Genomic DNA, 22,030 nt, shown 5'->3' with positions numbered 1-22,030 from the left:
GCGCCTCAGCGCGCCTTAACCGAGCGCGACCAGGGTCTCGCCGCGCTGCTCGAACACCCGCGAACCCGACACCACCGGGATGACAGCCGAATTGCCGGGTTGTCGTTCCACCGGGATGTATCGGCTGGGCTCACCGCTCACCGGGTCGTACACCCCGATCGCGCCGGTCACCGGCACCAACATCTGCCCCGCCATCATCACCCCCGGCCCCAGCGGAACAGCCGTCTCACCAGCGGCGATCGTGTAACGCAGCGCCAAGCTGCTCGAATCGAACACCAGCAGCGCATCCCCGGTCCACCAGGTGACCACCCCGCCGCTCTGCGACACGACCGCCGATTCGGCCGGCGGGCCGGCCAGCAGCGTGCTCGACACCGGCGTGCCGGTGTCGTCGACGACGTCGACCCGGGGCTGTGGTGTCGGCAGATACACCGCGGTGCGGTTCTGCGAGACCACCAGCACCCGCGCGCCGGTGCCCGGTCGCACGCCGGGCTCCTGCACAACCTGCTGCACCGGTTCGTCGTCCTCCTTGCCCGGGCGCAGCAGCAGTAGGCGCATGTCGGCCTGGTTGGCGCAGGACTCGAGCACCGACACCGCCGACGAGCTGGCCGCGGCCGACTCCAGAGTGCAGCCCGAGTGCAGGCCGCGCGCCGAGGGCTTCACCCGCGCGTCGGTCTCGCCGTAGGCGAGCATTCGGACCATGTCCGACCGCCACATCTCCAGACGGGTGCTGCCCGCCGACAACACCGTGGTGCCATCGGACGACAGCCGCACCCGCGGATCGGCGTAGCTGGTGCGGGCGGGTCCACGCCGGCCCGTCGACCCGTCGATGGTGCTGACCTGCCCGCATCCGCGGTCGTCACGGTAGACCGCGACGGCGTAGTGGTAGATCCACGTCACCCCGCACAGGTCGGCGTCGCGCGAGTAGCTCCACAGCGGTTGACCGGTATTGGGGTCGCGCCCCTCCACCAGACGGCCGTTTCCGGTTGCCACGGTTCCGCCGGCCACCACCGGCACCCGAGTGGCCGGACTGGGTGCGGCCCACAGCTGACGCAGCGCGGCCGGCACTTCCCGAGCCGGAGTCGGGGTCGGGGCCGGAACGGCCGCCGGCCGGCTGATTGTGGCCCGGGCATCGCTGGTCCACCAGATCAGGCCCGCCACGACGGCGACGACGAGCGCGATTGTCGCGGCGGCCACGATGTCGGCCTTGGTGCGGCGCTCGGGTCGGACCACGGAAGTGAGTATGGCTCAGTTCGTCGCAGCAGCGGCATCCGCCGGCTTGCGCCGACGACGGCGCCGCCGGGCAGACGAGCTGGACGGGGTAGCCGAGGTGGCACCAGCGGCGGGCGGGGCTTCGGCCGCGGCTTCGCCGTTGGGGCTGACGGGGTGACCGGTGACCGGCTTGCCGCCTCGGGTGCGCTTGCGTGGTTTGGCGGTGCGACGAGCGGGACGGGCGGAACCGTCGTTGCCGGTCTCGCGGCGCTTGGCCGGCGCCATACGCGGCGCGCCGACGGCGCCGCCGGCCTCCGTCGGGATGGACAGCTCGGAGTACAGATGCGGGGAATTGGAGTAGGTCTCGGCCGGGTCGGGCGAGTCCAGTCCGAGTGCCTTGTCGATCGTCCCCCAGCGTTCCAGCTCGTCCCAGTCCACCAGCGTCACCGCGACGCCGGTGCGACCGGCGCGGCCGGTGCGACCGATGCGGTGGACGTACATCTTGTCGTCCTCGGGGCACTGGTAGTTGATGACGTGGGTGACGTCGTCGATGTCGATGCCGCGAGCGGCCACGTCGGTGGCGACCAGAACGTTGATGTCGCCGGAACGGAACGCCTTGAGGGCCTTCTCGCGCGCGATCTGACCGAGATCGCCGTGGACGGCGCCGACGGCGAAGCCGCGCTCGTGCAACTCGTCGGACACCTTCTGGGCGGTGCGCTTGGTGCGGGTGAAGATCATGGTCGCGCCGCGCCCGTCGGCCTGCAGGATCCGGCTGACCAGCTCGACCTTGTCCAGCGCGTGCGCGCGGTAGACGAATTGCTCGGTGGTGTCGTGCACGGCCAGGGAATGCGGGGCCTCGGCCCGGATGTGGGTGGGCTGGACCATGAACGTGCGGGCCAGGGTGATGATCGGATCCGGCATGGTCGCCGAGAACAACATCGACTGGCGGTCGCCGGGGATCTGCCGCAGGATGCGCTCGATGTCGGGCAGGAAGCCCAGGTCGAGCATCTCGTCGGCCTCGTCGAGCACCAGCACCGACAAACCGCCCAGCTGCAGGTGGCCCTGCTGGCACAGGTCGAGCAGCCGGCCCGGGGTGCCCACCACGACGTCGGCGCCCTTGTGCAAGGCCTCGATCTGCGGTTCGTAGGCGCGGCCACCGTAGATAGCCACCACCGACAACGGGCGCTCGCCGCCGTCGTCTTTGGCGGCGGTCAGGTACTTGGCGGCGGTCGCCAGGTCACCGTTGACCTGCAGGCACAACTCCCGCGTCGGCACGACGATCAGGGCGCGCGGGGCACCCGTGAGCGGACGGGTGGCGGTGTCGGAGGTGATGCGCTGCAGCAGCGGCACACCGAAGCCGAAGGTCTTGCCCATACCGGTGCGGGCCTGGCCGATGACATCCTCGCCGGCCAGGGCAAGCGGCAGGGTCAATTCTTGGATGGCAAAGGGGGTTTCGATGCCCTTCTCGGCCAGGGCGCGGACGATTTCGTCGCGAACTCCGAGTTTGGCAAAGGTGAGTCCAGAGGTGCTTTTGAGTGCGGTCATACGCGGGTGGAATGCCTTCCGGTGAAGTAATCGAACTTGAATCGGACTAGTTCGTGCTGTTCTGTGTCGCGGTTCACGCGCGCACCAGTTCCGACTCGACTACTTCGCCGGGCCCGCTCGGTGATATCGACAACTTTGGGCGGGCGGCTACGTGCACGCACATTTCCTCGGTGGTGGCAGCACAGATTCAGCCACTACCAATCAGTCATCATACCTGGTCGCCCAGCGGGGCCCGGCCTGTTCCCCGGCTGCCTACTACAGTGTTGCCATGCCCCCGCCCTCAGCTGCCGACGAAGTGGCGGATTCGCCCAGTCCCCGGCTGTCGGCGGACCATCCCGGCGTCAACGAACTATTCGCACTGCTTGCCTACGGCGAAGTGGCCGCGTTCTACCGGTTGACCGACGAGGCGCGGATGGCACCGGATCTGCGTGGCCGGATCTCGATGGCCAGCATGGCCGCCGCCGAGATGGGGCATTACGAGTTGTTGCACGACGCGCTGGAAAAGCGCGGCGTGGACGTGGTTGCGGCGATGTCGAAGTACGTTTCGGCGCTGGAGAACTATCACCGGCTGACCACTCCGAGCACGTGGCTGGAAGCGTTGGTCAAGACCTACGTCGGCGATGCTCTGGCCGCCGACCTGTATCTGGAGATCGCCGGCGGTCTGCCCGACGAAGTCGCTGACGTGGTCCGCGCGGCGCTGTCGGAAACCGGGCACTCGCAGTTCGTCGTCGCCGAAGTGCGCGCCGCGGTGACTTCCAGCGGCAAGCAGCGCAGCCGGTTGGCGTTGTGGTCCCGCCGGCTGCTCGGCGAAGCCATCACCCAGGCGCAGTTCCTGCTGGCCGACCACGACGAGCTGGTCGACCTGGTGCTTTCCGGGGGCGGCGGGCTGGGCCAGCTCGGCGCGTTCTTCGATCGCCTGCAGCAGACGCACAACCAGCGGATGCGCGAACTGGGGTTGAGCTGACGGGTCAACGGGTGCAGGTCGCCAGCGCCGAGTTGTTGGCGGAGGCTTTGACCAGCTGACCCTGGGCGTTGACGATCGAGCAGTTCAGCTGGCCGTAGATGCTGGTCGCGATCACCGACTCGGTCTGCACGCCGGGGTTGAGGACGACCATTTTCGACCACGGCAGCGCGACGTTGAACTCGGTCACGGGAAAGCCCCGCGCGTCGGTGTAGACGATGTTCACCATGTCGAAGAGTTGCTTGGTCCCGGTCACGCTGTAGACGACGGTGCGCGGGTTCAGTGCCGCACCGGGCGGGGCAGCGGTGGGTGCCGGTGCCGCGGTCCTGGTGGGCGCGGTGTTGGAGGGTGTCAAGGTGGTGACCGTTTCCGGCGGCAGCTGTTTGGCGCTGGGCGCAGTGGTGGTCGGCGTCGGTGACAGGCTCGGCGGGGCCGGCTGGCGCGATGTGGTGGAAATCACCGTGCGCGGGGTCGGCGCACCCACGGTGGCCTTGGTTGTCGCGCTGTCGCCGCTGTTGATGATGACCGCGGTTGCGACGGCGCCGATAGCCACCACGACGCCGATGAACAAGGCGACCGGGCGCCAGCGGTGGTCTGCCGGCCAGCCCCACTCCTCGCCGTCGTCGTCGTCCCAACTCTCGTCGTCGGCGTCGTAGCCGGCCCAGCCGTCATCGTCCGGGTAGTCCTCGGTCTCCCGGTCCATGTCGTAAAGGGTGTTACGCGTGTTACTGATGATGCCGATGGTATCGACGGTCCGATCAGTGGGGGGCGTGCCCGGCGGCGGCTAGACCGAATCGTGACGGGTTCGTTCGCTAACCGCGAACTGCCGGTCAGGGGGCGCGGGGCGCTGTCGGTCGGAGGTGTCTATTAGCCTGCTGCTGAGACGTTTACGACGCAACGCCAACGGAAGGGGACCCGTGGAGGTCAAGATCGGTATCACGGACAGCCCGCGCGAGTTGGTGTTCTCCAGTGGGCAGACGCCCGCGGAGGTGGAAGAACTCGTCGGCGCCGCGTTGCGCGACGAATCGGGGCTGCTGGCCCTCAACGACGAGCGCGGCCGTCGCTTCCTGGTCAATGCGGCCAAGATCGCCTACGTCGAGATCGGGGTCGCCGACGCGCGTCGCGTCGGATTCGGTGTCGGCGCAGTCGGTGCGGAAGTCGCGGGGAAGAGTTAGGAGCGGGTCAGCGGCACGTGCGACAGGCCGCCCCAGGCGAACTGCACGGTGCCGTCGACCGCGGCTGACTTCGAGATCGGACGGTCGGAGTCCAGCCAGTACCGGGCGCTGTCCACGCTCATGCCGACCAGCCCGACAGCGATCATCCGGGCGCGGTGCGGATCCAGCCCCGAGTCCTCGGCGATCAGCGCGAACACTGCGTCGATGCACGATTCGGTCGCGACCCGCACCTGCGCGGCGACCTCGGGCTCGGTGACGTAGTCGTTCTCGAAGATCAGCCGATAGCCCTGGCTGTCGTGCTCGATGAAGTCGAAGAACGCCTGGACCGCGGAGTGCAGTCGCTGCCGGTTGTCGGTGGTCCGGTCCAGGGCCTGTTGCACGCCGGACACCAGGTTGTCCACGTGCCGGTTCAGCACCGCCAGATACAGTTCCAGCTTGCTGGAAAAGTGTTGGTACAGAACAGGTTTGCTGACGCCGGCCCGGTCGGCGATCTCGTCCATCCCGGCGGCGTGGTAGCCGCGATCGACGAACACGTCGCTGGCGACGATCAGTAACTGGCCGCGACGCTCATCGCGCGGCAGCCGGTTGCCGCGCCGGTTGGACGGGACGGCGCCGTCGCCGGGCCGAACGCCGTCGGCCGACCTGACAGCGCGTCGCGGCGCCGCCTTGGCGAGATCGCTCATCGGTCCTCAATCCGTTGCTGGTGCGCCTATTTTGCCATCCCCGAAGTCGCACCGTATGTCGCAAGAAGACTACTACCTGCGGCGTCCCGCCGATCCGAACCGGCGTTATCCCGCGTGGCCGGGTCTGTCGCAGGCCCGTTTTCGGGCGCGCCAGGACGGGACGGCGCCCGTCGCTGTGCAATCCTGGGGAAATGACGTCCCCGCCACCTGCCCGGCCGACTGGTCGTGCGCCGGTGCTGCGCGACGAGTGGCGGGAGCCGCTGCGGGCTCAGCGCGACCCGCTCGGGCAGAACGCGGGACGGGTCCGTGCCGACCGCGACCGCCCGCGCCAATGGCGCAAACAATCCTGGCTCGGTCGGTTCGTATCGACCTACGGCTGGCGCGCGTACGCCTTGCCGTTTCTAACGGTGCTCACCGTGGTGGTGGCCTACCAGACGGTGACGGGCACCAACACACCCAAGCCGGCGGCGAGTTCGATCCACAAAGACCCGCCGACCATCGGTGCGGTCGGCACCTCGATCCTGGACACGCCGCCACGCGGCCTGTCTGCGTTCGACGCCAACCTGCCCACCGGCATCCTGCCCGAGGGCGGTCCGTTCACCCCGGCCGGGGACAAGACGTGGCGCGTGGTTCCCGGTACCACCCCGCAGGTCGGGCAAGGCACCGCCAAGGTGTTCCGCTACACCGTCGAGGTCGAGAACGGCCTGGACCCCACGATGTACGGCGGCGACGACGCTTTCGCCCAGATGGTCGACCTGACGCTGAACAATCCGAAGGGCTGGACGCACAATCCGCAACTGGCTTTCGTCCGGGTCGACAGCGGCAAGCCCGACTTCCGGATCTCGTTGGTCTCGCCGATGACGGTTCGGGTGGGATGCGGCTACGAATTCCCGCTGGAAACCTCCTGCTATAACCCGTCCTTCGGCTCGGACCGCGAGTCGCGGGTGTTCATCAACGAAGCGAGGTGGGTGCGCGGCGCGGTGCCGTTCGAGGGCGACGTGGGCTCCTACCGGCAATACGTAGTCAACCACGAAGTCGGCCACGCCATCGGCTATGTGCGCCACGAGCCCTGTGACCAGCAGGGTGGGCTTGCCCCGGTGATGATGCAGCAGACGTTCTCCACCGCCAACAACGACGGGGCGAAATTCGACCCCGATCAGGTCAAGGCCGACGGCAAGACCTGCCGGTTCAACCCCTGGCCGTTCCCGATCGCCTAAGTGGCGCGAACAGACGCAAAAGCCCCCAGTTTCGTGCCGAAACGGGGGCTTTTGCGTCTGTTCGCGGGTGTGCTCGCGGGTGTGCTGGCGGGTGTGCTGGCGGGTGTGCTCGCGGGTGCGCTGGATCGCCTAACCTCGTCTTTGTGACACCATCGCTGCCGCCTCTGGTCGCGCCCGCGGCCGCGCTCACCCGCGACGAAGTGGCCCGCTACAGCCGTCACCTCGTCATTCCCGAGATGGGACCGGACGGGCAGAAGCGGCTCAAGAACGCGCGGGTGCTGGTGATCGGCGCGGGTGGGCTGGGCGCACCGACATTGCTGTACCTGGCCGCCGCGGGTGTCGGCACCATCGGGATCGTCGACTTCGATGTCGTCGACGAGTCCAACCTGCAGCGCCAGATCATTCACGGCGTCGCCGACGTCGGGCGGCCCAAAGCACAGTCGGCCCGAGACTCGATCGCGGCGATCAACCCGCTGGTCGACGTGCGCCTGCACGAGTTCCGGCTCGGGCCCGACAACGCGGTCGAGTTGTTCGGTGAGTACGACCTGATCCTGGACGGAACCGACAATTTCGCGACCAGATACCTGGTCAACGACGCAGCGGTGCTGGCCGGCAAGCCCTACGTCTGGGGATCGATCTTCCGCTTCGAAGGTCAGGTCTCGGTGTTCTGGGAGAACGCACCCGACGGCCGCGGCCTGAACTACCGCGACCTGTACCCCGAACCGCCGCCACCTGGGCTGGTGCCCTCGTGTGCCGAAGGCGGTGTGCTCGGCGTCATCTGCGCCTCGATCGCCTCGGTGATGGGCACGGAAGCGGTCAAGCTGATCACCGGGCTCGGGGAAACGCTGCTGGGCCGGCTGATGATCTACGACGCACTGGAAATGAGCTACCGCACGATTCGGATCCGCAAGGACCCCGCCACCCCCAGGATCACCGAGCTCGTCGACTACGAGTACTTCTGCGGCGCGGTGCCCTCGGACCAGGCCGATTCCACGATTACTCCGCAGGAGTTGCGCCGGCTGATGGATTCCGGCACAGATGTGGCCCTGATCGACGTCCGCGAGCAAGCCGAGTGGGACATCGTGCACATCGACGGTGCCAAGCTGGTCCCGCTGTCGACGATCACGTCGGGGGACGGGTTGTCGCGGCTGCCCCGAGCCGGCAAAGCGGTGCTGTACTGCAAGAGCGGCGTGCGTTCGGCCCAGGCGCTGGCGGCGGTGCAGCAAGCCGGTTTCTCTAACGCGGTGCATCTGCGGGGCGGAATCATGGCCTGGGCCAAGCAGATTCAGCCCGACATGGTCATGTACTGAGCCGGCCCGCGGTGCCGTCGGGTCGGCGCGAAAACGGGTATTGAGCTGCGGCGTTGGCGGTGCCGCTGGCCAAGGCGCCCAGCAGGGCTGTCTGGCGCGCTCGGCAAGCCGGGCTGATATCAGCGCTGCTCAGCCGTCAAAGCGAGGTGCAGCATTGAGGATCCAGCGCGATGCACAACGCCTGCAACGACTCGGGCCGCACCCGGTGAAATACGGCTGCTGGCCACGAGCTCATGAGCTGGACAAATTGTTGGGTGGGACCCCGCAAGCCGCGTGCTGATCGCCCGATATGGGAACCGAAAGTCCGGCTCCCCAGCGCGTCGTGCCGACGCGCATCGCCACCCAGATAGGCTGACTCCCGTGAGTGTCGAGCCACCGCCGGAGCACGTGCTGGCGGCGTTCGGCTTGACCGGTGTGCAGCCCGCTGCCCTGGGTGCCGCGTGGGAGAACGGCTGGCGCTGCGGTGAGGTCGTCTTGTCGATGGTCGCCGACAACGCGCGTGCCGCCTGGTCGGCGCGGGTGCGGGAGACGTTGTTCGTCGACGGCGTGCGCCTGGCCCGCCCGGTGCGGTCGACCGACGGCCGCTACGTGGTTTCCGGCTGGCGGGCAGACACATTCGTCGCCGGGACCCCGGAGGCCCGGCACGACGAGGTGGTCTCGGCGGCGGTCCGGCTGCACGAGGCCACCGGCAAGCTGGAGCGTCCCCGATTCCTGACTCAGGGCCCCACCGCGCCCTGGGCCGACGTCGACGTCTTCATCGCCGCGGACCGCGCCGCGTGGGAGGAGCGCCCGCTGCAGTCGGTCCCGCCGGGAGCGCGGACCGCGCCGTCGTCCGCCGACGCCGAACGATCGGTCGAACTGATCAACGAACTCGCGACGCTGCGCAAGCCGACCCGCAGTCCCAACCAGCTGGTGCACGGCGACCTGTACGGCACAGTGCTTTTCGCCGGCACCGCACCGCCGGGCATCACCGACATCACGCCGTACTGGCGCCCCGCCTCATGGGCCGCCGGGGTGGTGGTCGTCGATGCGTTGTCGTGGGGAGAGGCTGACGACGGTCTCATCGAGCGTTGGAATGCGCTACCCGAGTGGCCACAGATGTTGTTGCGCGCCTTGATATTTCGCCTCGCCGTGCACGCGCTGCATCCACGTTCCACCGCGGAGGCGTTTCCCGGACTGGCCCGCACCGCAGCACTGGTCCGGCTCAATCTCTAGTCCTCGGAACCGAATTGATGACGGACGTCGCTGAGTGCGATCCGGCCGTCCACCGACAGCACGCCCTCTGCGCGCAGCAGTTCCAACTGCCGGGCGGTCAGATGCGCAGCGGGGCGGCCGGACGCGGTGATCACCCGGTGCCAGGGCAGGTCCGCGGAATCGGTGCGCATGATCCAGCCGACGATGCGTGGACTGGAAAGCCCTGCGACAGAGGCGATGTCGCCGTAAGTGGCGACCCGGCCCGCGGGTATGGCCGCGACCAGCGCGCGGACCCGCTCGACCTGTTCGTCGGTGATCTGCGCCACGGCTACCGCGACTTCAACATTTTGCGCACCAGCGTTGCCACGTCGTCGGGTTTGGCGTGCGGCACCATGTGATCGCATTCGTAGTCCAGCAACTGGAAGTCGTCGCCCAACTGATCCCGCAGTTCCGCGATCAGCCGGTCGCTGACGTAGGGCGGTGACGTCCACGTGGCTCGCACCAACGTCGTCGGTATGCCCTGGGGCGGCAAGACGATTTGCCGCGCAAGCTCGCTCCAGTAAGAAGTGATCGCCGGCAGGCTCATGCGCCAGCCGTACTGTCCATTCGCCATCTGCACCAGGTGCTCGTCGAGGTCGGCTGCGAGTACCGCCGGGTCCACGTCTGCCCACGACCCGGTCGACTTCTCTGCGAAGGCCTCCGCGCGGTCGGGGTAGTACGGCGACGACAGCATCGCCTCGGCGATCTCTGCCATCCATTGACCGTCCAACCCGATCGCGGGGTCGAGCAGCAACAATGCGGCCACCAGATCGGGGCGTGCCGCGGCCAGGTGCAGCGCCACCGCGGCGCCGAAGGAATGGCCGACCACCAGCACCGGACCGTCCGCCCCGGCATCCAGCAACCCGCTCAACGCCGCGACGTTGGCGTCGATGGTCCATGGCGCCGCCCACGACGACCTGCCGTGGCCGATCAGATCGGGCGCCGCGGTGGCGATTTCGGGTATGTAGTCGGTGAAGTGTTGCCACCGCCGGCCGTGGCCGGTCAGCCCGTGCAGCGCCAGCAGCTTGATCGGGCCGGGCGGTCCGAAGCGGTGTATGTGCAGGTCGGCGGTCACGCGTCGATGATGCCAGGCGACTTGTCAGACCCTCGTGGTTGCATCCCTGACATGACACACAGCTGGGGCGCGGCGCAGCAGGTTCTGCAGCCGGGGTTGGGAGGCCTGGTGCGTGTCCTGGGCGGCCCGGGCACGGGAAAGAGCCGTCTGCTGGTCGAGGCGGCGATCACCCGGCTGGCTGGTGGTGCCGAGCCGGAATCCATTCTGCTGCTTACCGGTTCGGGTCGGCTCGGAACACGCGAACGCAGCGCTCTGACGGCGGCGCTGCTGCGGTCGAGCGTCGGTCGTCCGGTGGTGCGCGAACCCTTGGTGCGCACGGTGCACAGCTATGCCTACGCGGTGTTGCGGCGGGCCGCTGAACGCGCCGGCGACGCCCCGCCCCGATTGCTGACCAGCGCCGAGCAGGACGCCATCATCCGGGAACTGCTGGCCGGCGATCTCGAAGACGGCGCATCGTGGCCCGCTCACCTGCTGCCCGCGCTGACCACCGCCGGTTTCGCCACCGAACTGCGAAACCTGTTGGCGCGCTGCGCCGAACGCGGTGTGGACCCCTACCAGCTCGAACGGCTGGGCCGCCGCAGCGGCCGGCCGGAGTGGGTCGCGGCCGGCCGGTTCGCCAAGCAGTACGAGCAGGTGATGCTGTTGCGTGCGGCCGTGGGCACCGCGGCCCCGCAGGCCACCGCACCGGCACTGAGTGCCGCCGAACTCGTCGGCGCGGCTCTGGAGGCCTTTGCCGTGGATCCCGACCTGCTGGCCGCCGAACGTGCCCGTCTCCGTGTGCTTTTGGTCGACGACGCACAACAACTCGACCCGCAGGCGGCGCGTCTGGTGCGCGCACTGGCGGTCGGCGCCGAGGTCGCGCTGATCGCCGGCGACCCGAATCAGGCGGTGTTCGGATTCCGCGGTGGCGAGCCCGCCCTGCTGCTCGATGACGACGGCGCATCGGTGACGCTGACGGTGTCGCATCGCTGCGCGCCCGCCGTGGCCCACGCGGTGAGCGGGATCGCGATGCGGCTGCCCGGTGCCGGTGCCGGCCGGCGGATCGAGGGCACCGGAACCGACGACGGCTCGGTGACGGTGCGCCGGGCCGCCTCGGCACACGCCGAGACCGCGCTGATCGCCGACACCCTGCGCCGCGCTCACCTCGTCGACGGCGTGCCGTGGTCGCAGATGGCCGTGATCGTCAGGTCGGTGCCTCGCGCCGGTGCGCGCCTGCCGCGAGCCCTGGCCGCCGCCGGTGTTCCGGTAGCGATACCGGCGGCGGGTGGGTCGCCGGCTGAGGAACCTGCGGTGCGTGCGCTGCTCACCGTCCTGGCCGCCACCGCTGACGGACTCGACGGCGACCAGGCCCTGGCGCTGGTCACCGGGCCTATCGGTCGCGTCGATCCGGTGTCGGTGCGGCAGCTACGCAGGACATTGCGACGAGACCAGCCCGGCACGTTCACCGAACGGTTGGTGCAGACACTCACCTCTGACCAGCCGGTGTCCGGTCCGCAGGCCCGCGCGCTGCGACGGCTGCGCGCCGTGCTGGCGGCGGCAGCACGGTCCCATCGCGACGGGCTGGATCCGCGTTACACGCTGTGGGCAGCATGGCACCGGTCGGGCCTGCAACGGCGCTGGTTGACCGCTATCGAACGCGGCGGTCCGGCGGCCGTCCAGGCCGCGCGGGACCTCGAAACCGTGACCGCGTTGTTCGATCTCACCGACGACTACGTGTCCAGCACGGCCGGTGCGTCACTGCCCGGCCTCATCGAACACGTGACAGCGTGGCAGCTGCCACGGCCCAACCGAGATGCGGCGTCGCCGGCCGAGCAGGTCCGGGTGCTCAGTGCGCATGCCGCCCTGGGACACGAATGGGACCTGGTGGTCATTGCCGGATTGCAGGACGGGTTGTGGCCCAACACGATTCCGCGTGGTGGCGTGCTGGCCACCCAACGGCTGCTGGATCAACTCGACGGGATCAGCGACGACGCTTCGGTTCGGGCGCCGCTGCTGGCCGAGGAACGCCGGTTGCTGGTGGCCGCGATGGGCCGCGCGCGGACCCGGCTGGTGGTGACCGCGGTCGACAGCGACGCCGACGGCCACGACGCCGCACTGCCGTCGCCGTTCTTCGCCGAGATCGCCCAATTCGCCGACGATGAAAGTGTTGCGGCGCAACCTGTTTCGACACCGCGGGTGTTGTCGACCGCGGCGGTGGTCGGTCGGCTGCGGGCCGTGGTATGTGCGGCGGACGGCGCGGTCGATGAGGCCACCCGTGCTTGTGCGGCAACACAATTGGCGCGGCTGGCCAAAGCCGGTGTGCCGGGCGCGGATCCGTCGAGCTGGCACGGGTTGGTCCCGACCAGTACCGCAGCACCGCTGTGCGGCGCCGGGGATGTGGTGACGTTGACGCCCTCGACCCTGCAGGCCCTCAACGACTGTCCGCTGCGCTGGCTGGTCGAACGGCACGGCGGGACCAACCCCCGCGAGTTGCGCTCCACGGTCGGCTCGATGCTGCACGCGCTGATCGCCGAACCGCACCGCACCGAAACGCAACTGCTGGCCGCGCTGGACAGGGTGTGGCAGCACCTGCCGTTCGACGCCGACTGGCACTCGGCCAACGAGCTGGACCGGCACCGCGCCATGATCCAGGCCTTCGTCGAGTGGCGTGCGCAGACCCGCGGTGAGCTGACCGAGGTAGGCGTCGAGGTCGCGGTCGACGGGACGCTCGAAGCATCCAGCGGGGACGGACGACAGGTCCGGCTGCGCGGCCGCGTCGACCGTCTCGAGCGCGACGCCGCCGGTCGGTTGGTCATCGTCGATGTCAAGACCGGCAAAACACCGGTCACCAAGGACGACGCTCAGCAGCACGCCCAGCTGGCGATGTATCAGCTGGCCGTGGCCGAGGGCATGATGCCCGCCGGTGCCGAGCCCGGCGGCGCCCGGCTGGTTTATCCCGGCAAGACCGGAGCCGCGGGAGCAACTCAGCGCGAACAGGATCCGCTGACCGCACAGGCCCGTGAGCACTGGCGCGACCTGGTCCGCCGGGCAGCCGAGGCGACGGCCGGCCCGCAGTTCGTCGCCCGCCGCAACGACGGCTGCGCACACTGCCCGGTCCGGCCGTCGTGCCCGGCCCACGCCGACGGGCCGGCGCAGTGAAGCCGCGCTACAGTCCCGCCGAATTGGCAACTGCGCTGGGCATTTTCCCGCCGACCGAGGAGCAGGCCGCGGTGATCGCCGCACCCCCGGGTCCGCTGGTGGTGATCGCCGGAGCCGGCGCCGGCAAGACCGAGACCATGGCCGCCCGGGTGGTGTGGTTGATCGCCAACGGCTACGCCGAACCCGGCCAGGTGCTCGGGCTGACCTTCACCCGCAAGGCCGCGGGCCAATTGCTGCGCCGGGTCCGGACCCGCCTGGCCCGGCTGGCGAGCCTCGACCTCAGCCCGGGCGGGATGGCCGAACCTGCGGGCGCACCCGCGGTCAGCACCTATCACGCGTTCGCCGGCTCGTTGCTGCGCGACTACGGACTGCTGCTGCCCGTCGAGCCCGACACCAGACTGCTCACCCAGACCGAGCTGTGGCAGCTGGCATTCGACGTCGTCACCGGGTACCGCGGCGAACTGCGCACCGACAAAACCCCGGCCGCCGTCACCTCGTTGGTGCTGCGGTTATCAGGCCAGCTCGCCGAACACCTCGTCGACACCGGGCAGCTCCGCGATACCCACGTCGAGCTGGAACGGCTGGTGCACACATTGCCGGCCGGTCCGCGGCAGCGCGAAAGCGGACCCAACCAATCGTTGCTGCGCATGCTGGCCACCCAGACCGCCCGCGCCGAACTGGTACCGCTGCTGGACGCGCTGCAGGAACGCTTGCGGGCCGACAAGGCGATGGACTTCGGGATGCAGATGGCTTCCGCGGCCCGGCTCGCAGCGCAGTTTCCACAGGTCGGCGAAGACCTACGGAGCCGCTACCGGGTGGTACTGCTCGACGAATACCAGGACACCGGGCACTCGCAGCGTGTTGCGCTGTCGTCGCTGTTCGGCGGCGGGCGCGACGACGGTTTGGCCTTGACCGCGGTCGGCGACCCGATCCAGTCGATCTACGGATGGCGCGGCGCCTCGGCGACCAACCTGCCCCGGTTCACCACCGACTTCCCGCTCGCCGACGGATCGCCCGCACCGACCCTGGAATTGCGCACCAGCTGGCGCAACCCGCCCACCACGCTGCACCTGGCCAACGCGATCTCGGCCGAGGCGAGGCGCCGTTCGGTTGCGGTGCGCCCACTGCGTCCCCGCCCGGACGCCCCACCCGGAACAGTGCGTTGCGCATTGCTGCCCGACGTAAAGGCCGAACGCGACTGGATCGCCGACCAGCTGCAGCACCGCTACCGGCAGGCCCGCGAGGATGACGCCGCCCCACCCACCGCGGCGGTGCTGGTGCGCCGCAACGCCGACGCCGCACCCATCGCGGACGCGTTGCGGCTGCGCGGGATTCCGGTCGAGGTCGTCGGCCTGGCCGGGCTGCTCGCGGTCCCGGAGGTCGCCGACCTGGTGGCGATGCTGCGGTTGGTCGCCGACCCGACGGCCGGTGCCGCGGCCATGCGGGTGCTGTCCGGTCCGCGCTGGCGGCTCGGCGGCCGCGACATCGCCGCACTGTGGCGGCGCGCGCAAGACTTGAACCGCTCGCCGTCGACGGCGCAACCGGCCACGGCCGAGGCGATCGCGAAATCGTGCGGCCCGGACGCCGACACCCCCTGCCTGGCCGATGCCATCTGCGATCCCGGCCCCGCCGAGGGCTACTCCGCCGCCGGATACCAGCGCGTCAACGCCCTCGCCGGCGAGCTGACCGCGCTGCGCGGCCATCTGGGATATTCGCTGCCTGATCTGGTCGCCGAGGTCCGTCGCGTGTTGGGCCTCGACTGCGAGGTCCGTGCCAAGGCCGCGGGGGAGTGGTCGGGCACCGAGCACCTGGACGCGTTCGCCGACGAGGTCGCAGGCTACGCCGAGCGCGCCGGTGACTCCGGTGCCTCGGTGACCGGCCTGCTGGCCTACCTCGATGCGGCAACGCAGGTCGAGAACGGCCTGGCCGCCGCCCAACCGGTGGTGGCCCGCGACCGGGTCCAGATACTTTCCGTGCACGCCGCCAAGGGTCTGGAATGGCAAGTGGTGGCCGTGGCGCACCTCTCGGGCGGGATCTTCCCGTCGACCGCGTCGCGCAGCAGCTGGCTGAGCGACCCCGGGGAACTGCCGCCGCTGCTGCGCGGAGATCGCGCCCAACCCGGCGCCCTGGGCGTGCCGGTGCTGGACACGTCAAACGTCACGAACCGGAAACAGTTGTCGGACATCATCTTCGAGCACCGCCAAGAACTCGATCGGCGACGCATCGACGAGGAGCGCCGACTGTTGTACGTCGCTGTCACCAGAGCCGAGGACACGCTATTGGTGTCCGGTCACCACTGGGGAGCTACCGGCCTCAAGCCGCGCGGCCCCTCGGAGTTCCTGGCTGAACTCAAGGCCGTCATCGATGCCTCGGCGCAGGCGGGTCAACCCTGCGGAGCGGTGGACCACTGGGCGCCCGCACCCGCCGACGGTGAGCCAAACCCGTTGCGGGACAACGTTGTCGAGGCTGTCTGGCCGGTCGATCCGCTGTCCGGCCGGCGTGGGGACACCGAACGCGGGGCGGCTTTGGTGGCCGCGGCGATGTCGGTCGAGCCCCCCGAGACCGAGCCGGCCGACGTCGAAGGCTGGGCCGCCGACGTCGACGCGCTGCTGGCCGAGCGGGTACGCGCAACGCAGGCAGTCGAGCACGCCCTGCCGGGCCAGCTGTCGGTCAGCGGACTGGTGGAACTCGCGCGCGACCCCGAGGGCGCCGCGGTGCGGCTGATCCACCGGCTGCCCGCGCGACCCGATCCGCACGCCTTGCTGGGCAACGCTTTTCACGCCTGGGTGCAGCGATTCTACGGCGCCGAGCTGCTGTTCGACCTCGGCGATCTGCCGGGCGCGGCCGACTCGGACGTCGGCGACTCGGCGGAACTGGCCGCGCTGCAGGACAAGTTCGCCGCTTCGCCGTGGGCGGCCCGCGCCCCGATCGCGGTCGAGGTGCCGTTCGAGATGCCGATCGCCAGCATCGTCGTGCGCGGCCGCATCGACGCGGTGTTCGCCGACGACGACGGCGGCACCACCGTCGTGGACTGGAAAACCGGTGAGCCGCCGCGGGGGCCGGAAGCCAAGCGGCAGGCCGCGATCCAGCTGGCGGTCTACCGGTTGGCGTGGGCTGCCCTGCACGGTTGCCCGGAATCCTCGGTGCGCACCGCCTTCCACTACGTGCGCAGCGGCACCACCGTGGTCCCCGACGTGCTGCCCGGCGCCGACGAACTGGCCGTACTGCTGACCGACTCCAGTCGCCCCCGTCCCGCCTGATCGTGGTTACATGACTCCGTGGCGAAAGGCAGCTGGCGGCTGAGACGTCTCGACGAGAGATTGACCGCCCAGCCCAGTTACGCGCTCGTCGGCGTCCTGCGTATCCCGCAGGGACAGGCCAGCCCGGTGCGCATCATCTCCCGCCGCATCGCGATTGCGCTGGCGGCGCTGCTGCTCGGTGCCGTCACCGTCTACCTCGACCGGGACGGATACCACGACTCCCAAGGCGACCGCCTGACCTTCCTGGACTGCCTGTACTACTCGGCAGTGACGCTGTCCACGACCGGCTACGGCGACATCACCCCGATCTCAGAGTTCGCGCGCGCGGCGAACGTCCTGATCATCACGCCGCTGCGCATCGCGTTCCTGATCTTGTTGGTCGGTACCACACTCGAGGTCGTCACCGAAACGTCGCGGCAGGCACTGAAAATCCAGCGTTGGAGGAGCAGAGTGCGCAACCACACCATCGTCATCGGCTACGGGACCAAGGGCAAGACCGCGATCGCCGCGATGCTCGGTGACGAGGTGGCCCCCGGCGAGATCGTCGTCGTCGACACCGACCGCACCGCCCTGGACCGCGCCGCATCCGCGGGCCTGGTCACCGTGCACGGCGACGCCACCAAGTCCGACGTGCTGCGCCTGGCCGGTGCCCAGCATGCGGCCTCGATCGTCGTGGCCACCAGCCGCGACGACACCGCCGTGCTGGTGACGCTGACCGCGCGGGAGCTGTCCCCGAAGGCCAAGATCGTCGCGTCCATCCGGGAGGCCGAGAACCAGCATCTGCTGCAGCAGTCCGGCGCTGACTCGGTGGTGGTCTCCTCCGAGACCGCCGGCCGGCTGCTCGGCCTGGCCACCACCACGCCCAGCGTCGTGCAGATGATCGAAGACCTGCTGACTCCCGACGCGGGTCTGGCGATCGCCGAGCGCGAGGTGGAGCAGGCCGAAGTCGGCGGGTCGCCGCGGCACTTGCGCGACATCGTGCTGGGCGTGGTTCGCGACGGGCAACTGTTGCGCATCGACGCACCCGAAGTGGACGCGATCGAGGGCGGCGACCGCCTGCTCTACGTCCGTCACGCGGGGCACTGATGTCGCTGGATTTCCGACTGCGCGAAGTCCCGCTACTGTCCCGGGTCGGCGCCGACCGGGCCGACCAGCTGCGCACCGACGTCGACGCCGCGATCGCCGGATGGGCGCAAGCGGCGCTGCTTCGCGTCGACGCACGCAATCAGGTGCTGGCGGTCAACGGCCAGGTCGTGCTCGGACCTGCCGCGGCGCTTGGCGACAGGCCGCCAGCCGACGCGGTGTTCCTGGGCCGGATCGAAGGCGGCCGCCACGTCTGGGCGATCCGTGCCGCGCTGGAACCCCCCGACGACGGGCCCGGCGAAGTAGAGGTGCTTGATCTGCGCCGTCTGGGCCGCATCATCGACGACACCAGCAGCCAGTTGGTGTCGGCCGCGTTGGCGTTGCTGAACTGGCATGACAGTGCCCGGTTCAGCTCTGTCGACGGCACTCCGACCAAACCCGCCCGCGCCGGCTGGTCGCGGGTGAATCCGCTCACCGGGCACGAGGAGTTCCCGCGGGTCGACCCCGCGGTGATCTGCTTGGTGCACGACGGCGGCGACCGGGCCGTGTTGGCCCGCCAGGCGGTCTGGCCGCAACGGATGTTCTCGCTGCTGGCCGGTTTCGTCGAGGCCGGCGAGTCGTTCGAGGTGTGCGTCGCGCGTGAGATCCGCGAGGAGATCGGTCTGACCGTCCGCGACGTCCGTTATCTGGGCAGCCAGCCCTGGCCGTTCCCGCGTTCCCTGATGGTCGGGTTCCACGCGCTGGGTGATCCGGACGAGGAGTTCTCGTTCAACGACGGCGAGATCGCCGAGGCGGCCTGGTTCACCCGCGACGAGGTGCGTGCCGCACTCGAGGCCGGCGACTGGACGAGCTCGACGGACTCGAAACTGCTTCTGCCCGGGTCGATTTCGATCGCCCGGGTGATCATCGAATCCTGGGCCGCTACCTGACGCGGCCGGCGATCTCGTCCATGATCGTGGACGCGATCCGCTCGGCTGGTTCGATTCCCAGGACCCCCACCGACATCAACACCGAATTCTTGGCCCGGTACTGGTGACTCCAGCCGTTGTCGGTGATCCGCAATGACAACGGCGTCGGCTTGTCCAGCGTGAAGTCGTACTTGGGGTCGTGCAGGGCGACGCAGGCGTTCAGCGAGACTTCGAGCTGATCGAGCGCGCCGCGCGCAGCATGCTCGTCGGGGTAGATCGCGACGGCCTGACTCACCGAGTCGACCAGCGCCAGCCCACCCGGGTCGATGTCGTCGGTGACCCCGCTGTAGCCGGCGCTGCGGAATTCCGTCCAGCCGCCGGCGAAGGTGAGGTCGCTGGTCCCGGCGGCCCGGCACGGCCCCGGCGCGCTGACGTCACCGACCGGCGGGTGTCGCAGATCGTTGTGGGCATGGGCGTTGAGTTCTTCGTAATTGGCGATACGCCGCACCTCTTCGACGCTGACGATCAACGCGTCCGCTCCGGTCGCGGTAGGCCTCGGCGCCGCTGATGTGCTGTGCTGCGAGCATCCCGTCAGCGCGGAGACCACGCAGCAAACGACCAAGGTCGCCCGCCCGACCAGCGCCAATGCCATGGTGCTCATCGTAAGGTCCGACAGGCCCGGGCCGGGGCACCAATTACGCGGGCAACCGGCCGTGTCCAGCCCGTGGCCTAGCCCAGCTTCGCCTTGACCTCGGCAACGCTGGGGTTGGTCAGCGTCGACCCGTCGGCGAACTTGACCGTCGGAACCGTGCGGTTGCCACCGTTGACGGAGCTCACGAACTCCGCTGCCGCAGCGTCGCGCTCGATATCCACCTCGTCGTAGGCGATGCCCTGGGCCTTGAGCGCGGTCTTGAGCCGGAAGCAGTAGCCACACCAGGTGGTCGAGTAGACAGTGAGCGCAGCGTTGGTCATGACTCGTTAACGTAACCGGGCGATGAACCATTCCGGGCGCGGCCCCCGCCGCGAACCGCTTTTGTCGGCCGGCCCTGCCATGATCGAAGCCAAGATGGACGCCATGCCGGTAGTAGTCGACCCCTTGATCGCGGACCTGGACGACGAGCAGCGCGAAGCCGTGCTGGCGCCGCGCGGTCCGGTGTGCGTGCTGGCCGGCGCCGGAACCGGTAAGACCCGCACCATCACCCACCGCATCGCCCAGCTCGTCGCCAGCGGTCACGTCGCCGCGGGGCAGGTGCTGGCGGTGACCTTCACCCAGCGCGCGGCAGGGGAGATGCGCTCGCGGTTGCGCTCGTTGGACGCCGCCGCCCAGATCGGCGCGGGCGTCGGCTCGGTGCAGGCACTGACCTTCCACGCCGCCGCGCATCGCCAGCTGCGCTACTTCTGGCCGCGGGTGGTCGGCAACACCCGCTGGGAGCTGCTGGACACCAAGTTCGCCGTCGTCGCCCGCGCGGCCAGCCGGTGCCGCCTCAACGTCGGCACCGACGACGTGCGCGACCTCGCCGGCGAGATCGAGTGGGCCAAGGCGTCGTTGATCGGCCCCGAGGACTACGCCGGCGTTGTGGCAGCCGCCGGCCGCGACACCCCGCTTGACGTCGAGAAGGTCGCGGCCGTCTACACCGCTTACGAGGCGCTCAAGGTCCGCGACGAGGACGTCACCCTGCTCGACTTCGACGACCTGCTGCTGCACACCGCCGCGGCCATCGAAAACGATCCCGCCGTGGCCGGCGAGTTCCGGGATCGCTACCGCTGCTTCGTCGTCGACGAATATCAGGACGTCACGCCGCTGCAGCAGCGGGTGCTCTGCGCCTGGCTGGGTGACCGGGACGACCTCACCGTCGTCGGCGACGCCAACCAGACCATCTACTCGTTCACCGGAGCTTCGCCGCGGTTCCTGCTCGACTTCTCCCGGCGCTTCCCGGATGCCACCGTGGTGCGGCTGGAACGCGACTACCGGTCCACCCCGCAGGTCGTGTCCCTGGCCAACCAGGTGATCGCCGCCGCCCGGGGCCGGGTGGCGGGCAGCAAACTGCAGCTGGTCGGCCAGCGCGCGCCGGGGCCGGTGCCGTCCTTCCGGGAGCACCCGGACGAGGCCACCGAGGCCGCCGCGGTCGCGTCGTCGATCGCGCGGCTCATCGAATCCGGCACGGCGCCATCCGAAATCGCGATTCTGTACCGGGTCAACGCCCAATCCGAGGCCTATGAGGAAGCGCTGACCGAAGCCGGCATCGCTTACCAGGTCCGCGGCGGGGAAGGGTTCTTCAACCGCCAGGAAATCAAGCAGGCGCTGCTGGCCCTGCAACGAGCCGCGCAGCGCGGGTCCCATATGGCCGAAGCTCCGCTGCCCGAGGTGGTCCGCGAGATCCTGGAACCGCTGGGTCTGACGGCCCAGGAGCCGACCGGTACCCGGGCCCGCGAGCGTTGGGAGGCGTTGGCCGCGCTGGCCGAACTGGTCGACGACGAAGTCGCGCAGCGTCCCGATCTGCAGCTGCCCGGCCTGATGGCCGAGCTGCGGACCCGGGCAGATGCCCGCCACCCGCCGGTGGTGCAGGGCGTCACGCTGGCTTCGCTGCACGCGGCCAAGGGCCTGGAATGGGACGCGGTGTTCCTGGTCGGGTTGGCCGATGGGACGCTGCCCATCTCGCATGCGCTGGCGCACGGCCCCGACAGCGAGCCGGTGGAAGAGGAACGCCGCCTGCTCTATGTCGGAATCACCAGGGCCAGAGTCCATTTGACGCTCAGCTGGGCGTTGGCGCGGGCCCAGGGCGGACGGCAGAGCCGCAAGCCGTCGCGGTTCCTCAACGGCGTCGCGCCCCACTCGCGCGCCGACCCGGCGCCAACCAAGCGCCGTAACCGCGGCCCGTCGCGCTGCCGGATCTGCAACAAGGACCTGACCACGCCGGCCGCCATCATGCTGCGGCGCTGCACCACCTGCGCCGGCGACGTCGACGAGGAGCTGCTGCTCAAACTCAAGGCGTGGCGAACCGAGCAGGCCAAGGAACACAAGATCGCCCCGTTCATGGTGTTCAGTGACAACACCCTGGTCGCGATCGCCGAGATGCGGCCCGCCGACGACGACGCCCTGATCGCGATACCCGGCATCGGCGCCACCAAGCTGGCGCAATATGGGCCCGACTTGCTCGAAATGATTCGGCAAGCATGAAACCGCAGGTCAGAAAATCGGTTGTGGCGACGGGCCGCGACGCATTACCCTCGAA

At 69.5% G+C, this 22,030-nt stretch carries 18 protein-coding genes; 10 read left to right on the top strand and 8 right to left on the bottom strand.

All coding sequences use genetic code 11. The features are described from left to right. Positions 1-15: 15 nt before the first annotated feature. Together AC5Y47_RS21050 and AC5Y47_RS21045 are read right to left on the bottom strand one after the other, a co-directional pair. Positions 16-1,230 carry an Rv3212 family protein gene (locus AC5Y47_RS21050; RefSeq protein ID WP_499946191.1) on the bottom strand — a complete coding sequence of 405 codons (1,215 nt, stop codon included), beginning with the start codon at positions 1,228-1,230 and terminating at the stop codon, positions 16-18. 15 nt (positions 1,231-1,245) lie between these two features. Further along, positions 1,246-2,754, bottom strand: a complete 1,509-nt coding sequence (locus AC5Y47_RS21045) for a DEAD/DEAH box helicase (protein ID WP_499946190.1) — start codon at positions 2,752-2,754, stop codon at positions 1,246-1,248. A 268-nt stretch (positions 2,755-3,022) separates the two neighbouring features. Between AC5Y47_RS21045 and AC5Y47_RS21040 the strand changes: the two genes are divergently transcribed. Next, the gene (locus AC5Y47_RS21040) at positions 3,023-3,718 is read left to right on the top strand and encodes a ferritin-like fold-containing protein (protein ID WP_499946189.1); all 696 of its coding nucleotides are present in this window, start codon (positions 3,023-3,025) and stop codon (positions 3,716-3,718) included. Between the two features lie 4 nt (positions 3,719-3,722). Here the strand turns inward: AC5Y47_RS21040 and AC5Y47_RS21035 are convergent, their stop codons facing one another. Further along, positions 3,723-4,418 carry an MmpS family transport accessory protein gene (locus tag AC5Y47_RS21035; protein ID WP_499946188.1) on the bottom strand — a complete coding sequence of 232 codons (696 nt, stop codon included), beginning with the start codon at positions 4,416-4,418 and terminating at the stop codon, positions 3,723-3,725. A gap of 214 nt (positions 4,419-4,632) precedes the next feature. Here AC5Y47_RS21035 and AC5Y47_RS21030 point away from each other — a divergent pair, with 214 nt between their 5' ends. Continuing rightward, positions 4,633-4,890 carry a DUF3107 domain-containing protein gene (locus AC5Y47_RS21030; protein WP_499946187.1) on the top strand — a complete coding sequence of 86 codons (258 nt, stop codon included), beginning with the start codon at positions 4,633-4,635 and terminating at the stop codon, positions 4,888-4,890. Here the strand turns inward: AC5Y47_RS21030 and fasR are convergent. Beyond that, positions 4,887-5,573, bottom strand: a complete 687-nt coding sequence (gene fasR / locus AC5Y47_RS21025) for an HTH-type transcriptional activator FasR (RefSeq protein WP_499946186.1) — start codon at positions 5,571-5,573, stop codon at positions 4,887-4,889. The genes AC5Y47_RS21030 and fasR overlap by 4 nt on opposite strands. Before the next feature lie 191 nt (positions 5,574-5,764). Between fasR and AC5Y47_RS21020 the strand changes: the two genes are divergently transcribed. The 3 genes from AC5Y47_RS21020 (at position 5,765) to AC5Y47_RS21010 (ending at position 9,315) form a co-directional block, all read left to right on the top strand. Then, positions 5,765-6,790 (top strand): DUF3152 domain-containing protein, encoded by a 1,026-nt coding sequence (locus tag AC5Y47_RS21020; protein WP_499946185.1) that lies wholly within the window; start codon positions 5,765-5,767, stop codon positions 6,788-6,790. A 143-nt stretch (positions 6,791-6,933) separates the two neighbouring features. Continuing rightward, entirely contained in the window at positions 6,934-8,100 is a 1,167-nt protein-coding gene (moeZ, locus tag AC5Y47_RS21015; protein ID WP_499946184.1) for an adenylyltransferase/sulfurtransferase MoeZ, read from the top strand. 360 nt (positions 8,101-8,460) lie between these two features. Next, positions 8,461-9,315 carry a TIGR02569 family protein gene (locus tag AC5Y47_RS21010; RefSeq protein WP_499946183.1) on the top strand — a complete coding sequence of 285 codons (855 nt, stop codon included), beginning with the start codon at positions 8,461-8,463 and terminating at the stop codon, positions 9,313-9,315. On the opposite strand, the gene AC5Y47_RS21005 is transcribed toward AC5Y47_RS21010, so the two are convergent. Then, a complete protein-coding gene (locus AC5Y47_RS21005) occupies positions 9,312-9,620 on the bottom strand; it encodes an MGMT family protein (protein WP_499946182.1) in 309 nt (102 codons plus the stop codon). The two genes, AC5Y47_RS21010 and AC5Y47_RS21005, sit on opposite strands and share 4 nt — an antisense overlap. A 2-nt stretch (positions 9,621-9,622) precedes the next feature. Beyond that, positions 9,623-10,408: an alpha/beta fold hydrolase gene (locus AC5Y47_RS21000; protein ID WP_499946181.1), complete on the bottom strand. Its 786-nt coding sequence runs from the start codon at positions 10,406-10,408 to the stop codon at positions 9,623-9,625. A gap of 51 nt (positions 10,409-10,459) precedes the next feature. Between AC5Y47_RS21000 and AC5Y47_RS20995 the strand changes: the two genes are divergently transcribed. Genes AC5Y47_RS20995 through nudC form a run of 4 tightly spaced genes read left to right on the top strand, consistent with a single transcriptional unit; the run spans position 10,460 to position 18,818 of the window. Next, on the top strand, positions 10,460-13,546 hold the full coding sequence (locus AC5Y47_RS20995; protein WP_499946180.1) for an ATP-dependent helicase: 3,087 nt from the start codon (positions 10,460-10,462) through the stop codon (positions 13,544-13,546). Further along, a complete protein-coding gene (locus AC5Y47_RS20990) occupies positions 13,513-16,806 on the top strand; it encodes an ATP-dependent helicase (protein WP_499946179.1) in 3,294 nt (1,097 codons plus the stop codon). The genes AC5Y47_RS20995 and AC5Y47_RS20990 overlap by 34 nt, the downstream gene beginning before the upstream one ends. Positions 16,807-16,824: 18 nt before the next feature. After that, complete coding sequence (locus tag AC5Y47_RS20985) at positions 16,825-17,892, top strand: potassium channel family protein (protein WP_499946178.1); 1,068 nt, start codon at positions 16,825-16,827, stop codon at positions 17,890-17,892. Then, positions 17,892-18,818, top strand: a complete 927-nt coding sequence (nudC, locus tag AC5Y47_RS20980) for an NAD(+) diphosphatase (RefSeq protein ID WP_499946177.1) — start codon at positions 17,892-17,894, stop codon at positions 18,816-18,818. The genes AC5Y47_RS20985 and nudC overlap by 1 nt, the downstream gene beginning before the upstream one ends. Here the strand turns inward: nudC and AC5Y47_RS20975 are convergent. Beyond that, positions 18,811-19,449, bottom strand: a complete 639-nt coding sequence (locus tag AC5Y47_RS20975) for a sensor domain-containing protein (protein ID WP_499946176.1) — start codon at positions 19,447-19,449, stop codon at positions 18,811-18,813. The genes nudC and AC5Y47_RS20975 overlap by 8 nt on opposite strands. 77 nt (positions 19,450-19,526) lie before the next feature. Continuing rightward, complete coding sequence (mrx1, locus tag AC5Y47_RS20970) at positions 19,527-19,769, bottom strand: mycoredoxin Mrx1 (protein ID WP_499946175.1); 243 nt, start codon at positions 19,767-19,769, stop codon at positions 19,527-19,529. A 103-nt stretch (positions 19,770-19,872) separates the two neighbouring features. Between mrx1 and AC5Y47_RS20965 the strand changes: the two genes are divergently transcribed. Then, the gene (locus tag AC5Y47_RS20965; protein WP_499946174.1) at positions 19,873-21,975 is read left to right on the top strand and encodes an ATP-dependent DNA helicase UvrD2; all 2,103 of its coding nucleotides are present in this window, start codon (positions 19,873-19,875) and stop codon (positions 21,973-21,975) included. Positions 21,976-22,030 lie beyond the last annotated feature (55 nt).

The organism is Mycobacterium sp. NGS22 (assembly GCF_059813095.1).
This window is presented reverse-complemented; position numbering and strand designations above follow the sequence as displayed.

Coding starts and splice junctions, on each gene's coding strand:
- fasR (WP_499946186.1), bottom strand. CDS start 5,573: ATGAGCGATCTCGCCAAGGCGGCGCCGCGACGCGCTGTCAGGTCGGCC.
- AC5Y47_RS21020 (WP_499946185.1), top strand. CDS start 5,765: ATGACGTCCCCGCCACCTGCCCGGCCGACTGGTCGTGCGCCGGTGCTG.
- AC5Y47_RS21045 (WP_499946190.1), bottom strand. CDS start 2,754: ATGACCGCACTCAAAAGCACCTCTGGACTCACCTTTGCCAAACTCGGA.
- AC5Y47_RS21040 (WP_499946189.1), top strand. CDS start 3,023: ATGCCCCCGCCCTCAGCTGCCGACGAAGTGGCGGATTCGCCCAGTCCC.
- AC5Y47_RS20995 (WP_499946180.1), top strand. CDS start 10,460: ATGACACACAGCTGGGGCGCGGCGCAGCAGGTTCTGCAGCCGGGGTTG.
- mrx1 (WP_499946175.1), bottom strand. CDS start 19,769: ATGACCAACGCTGCGCTCACTGTCTACTCGACCACCTGGTGTGGCTAC.
- AC5Y47_RS21035 (WP_499946188.1), bottom strand. CDS start 4,418: ATGGACCGGGAGACCGAGGACTACCCGGACGATGACGGCTGGGCCGGC.
- AC5Y47_RS20965 (WP_499946174.1), top strand. CDS start 19,873: ATGCCGGTAGTAGTCGACCCCTTGATCGCGGACCTGGACGACGAGCAG.
- AC5Y47_RS20975 (WP_499946176.1), bottom strand. CDS start 19,449: ATGGCATTGGCGCTGGTCGGGCGGGCGACCTTGGTCGTTTGCTGCGTG.
- nudC (WP_499946177.1), top strand. CDS start 17,892: ATGTCGCTGGATTTCCGACTGCGCGAAGTCCCGCTACTGTCCCGGGTC.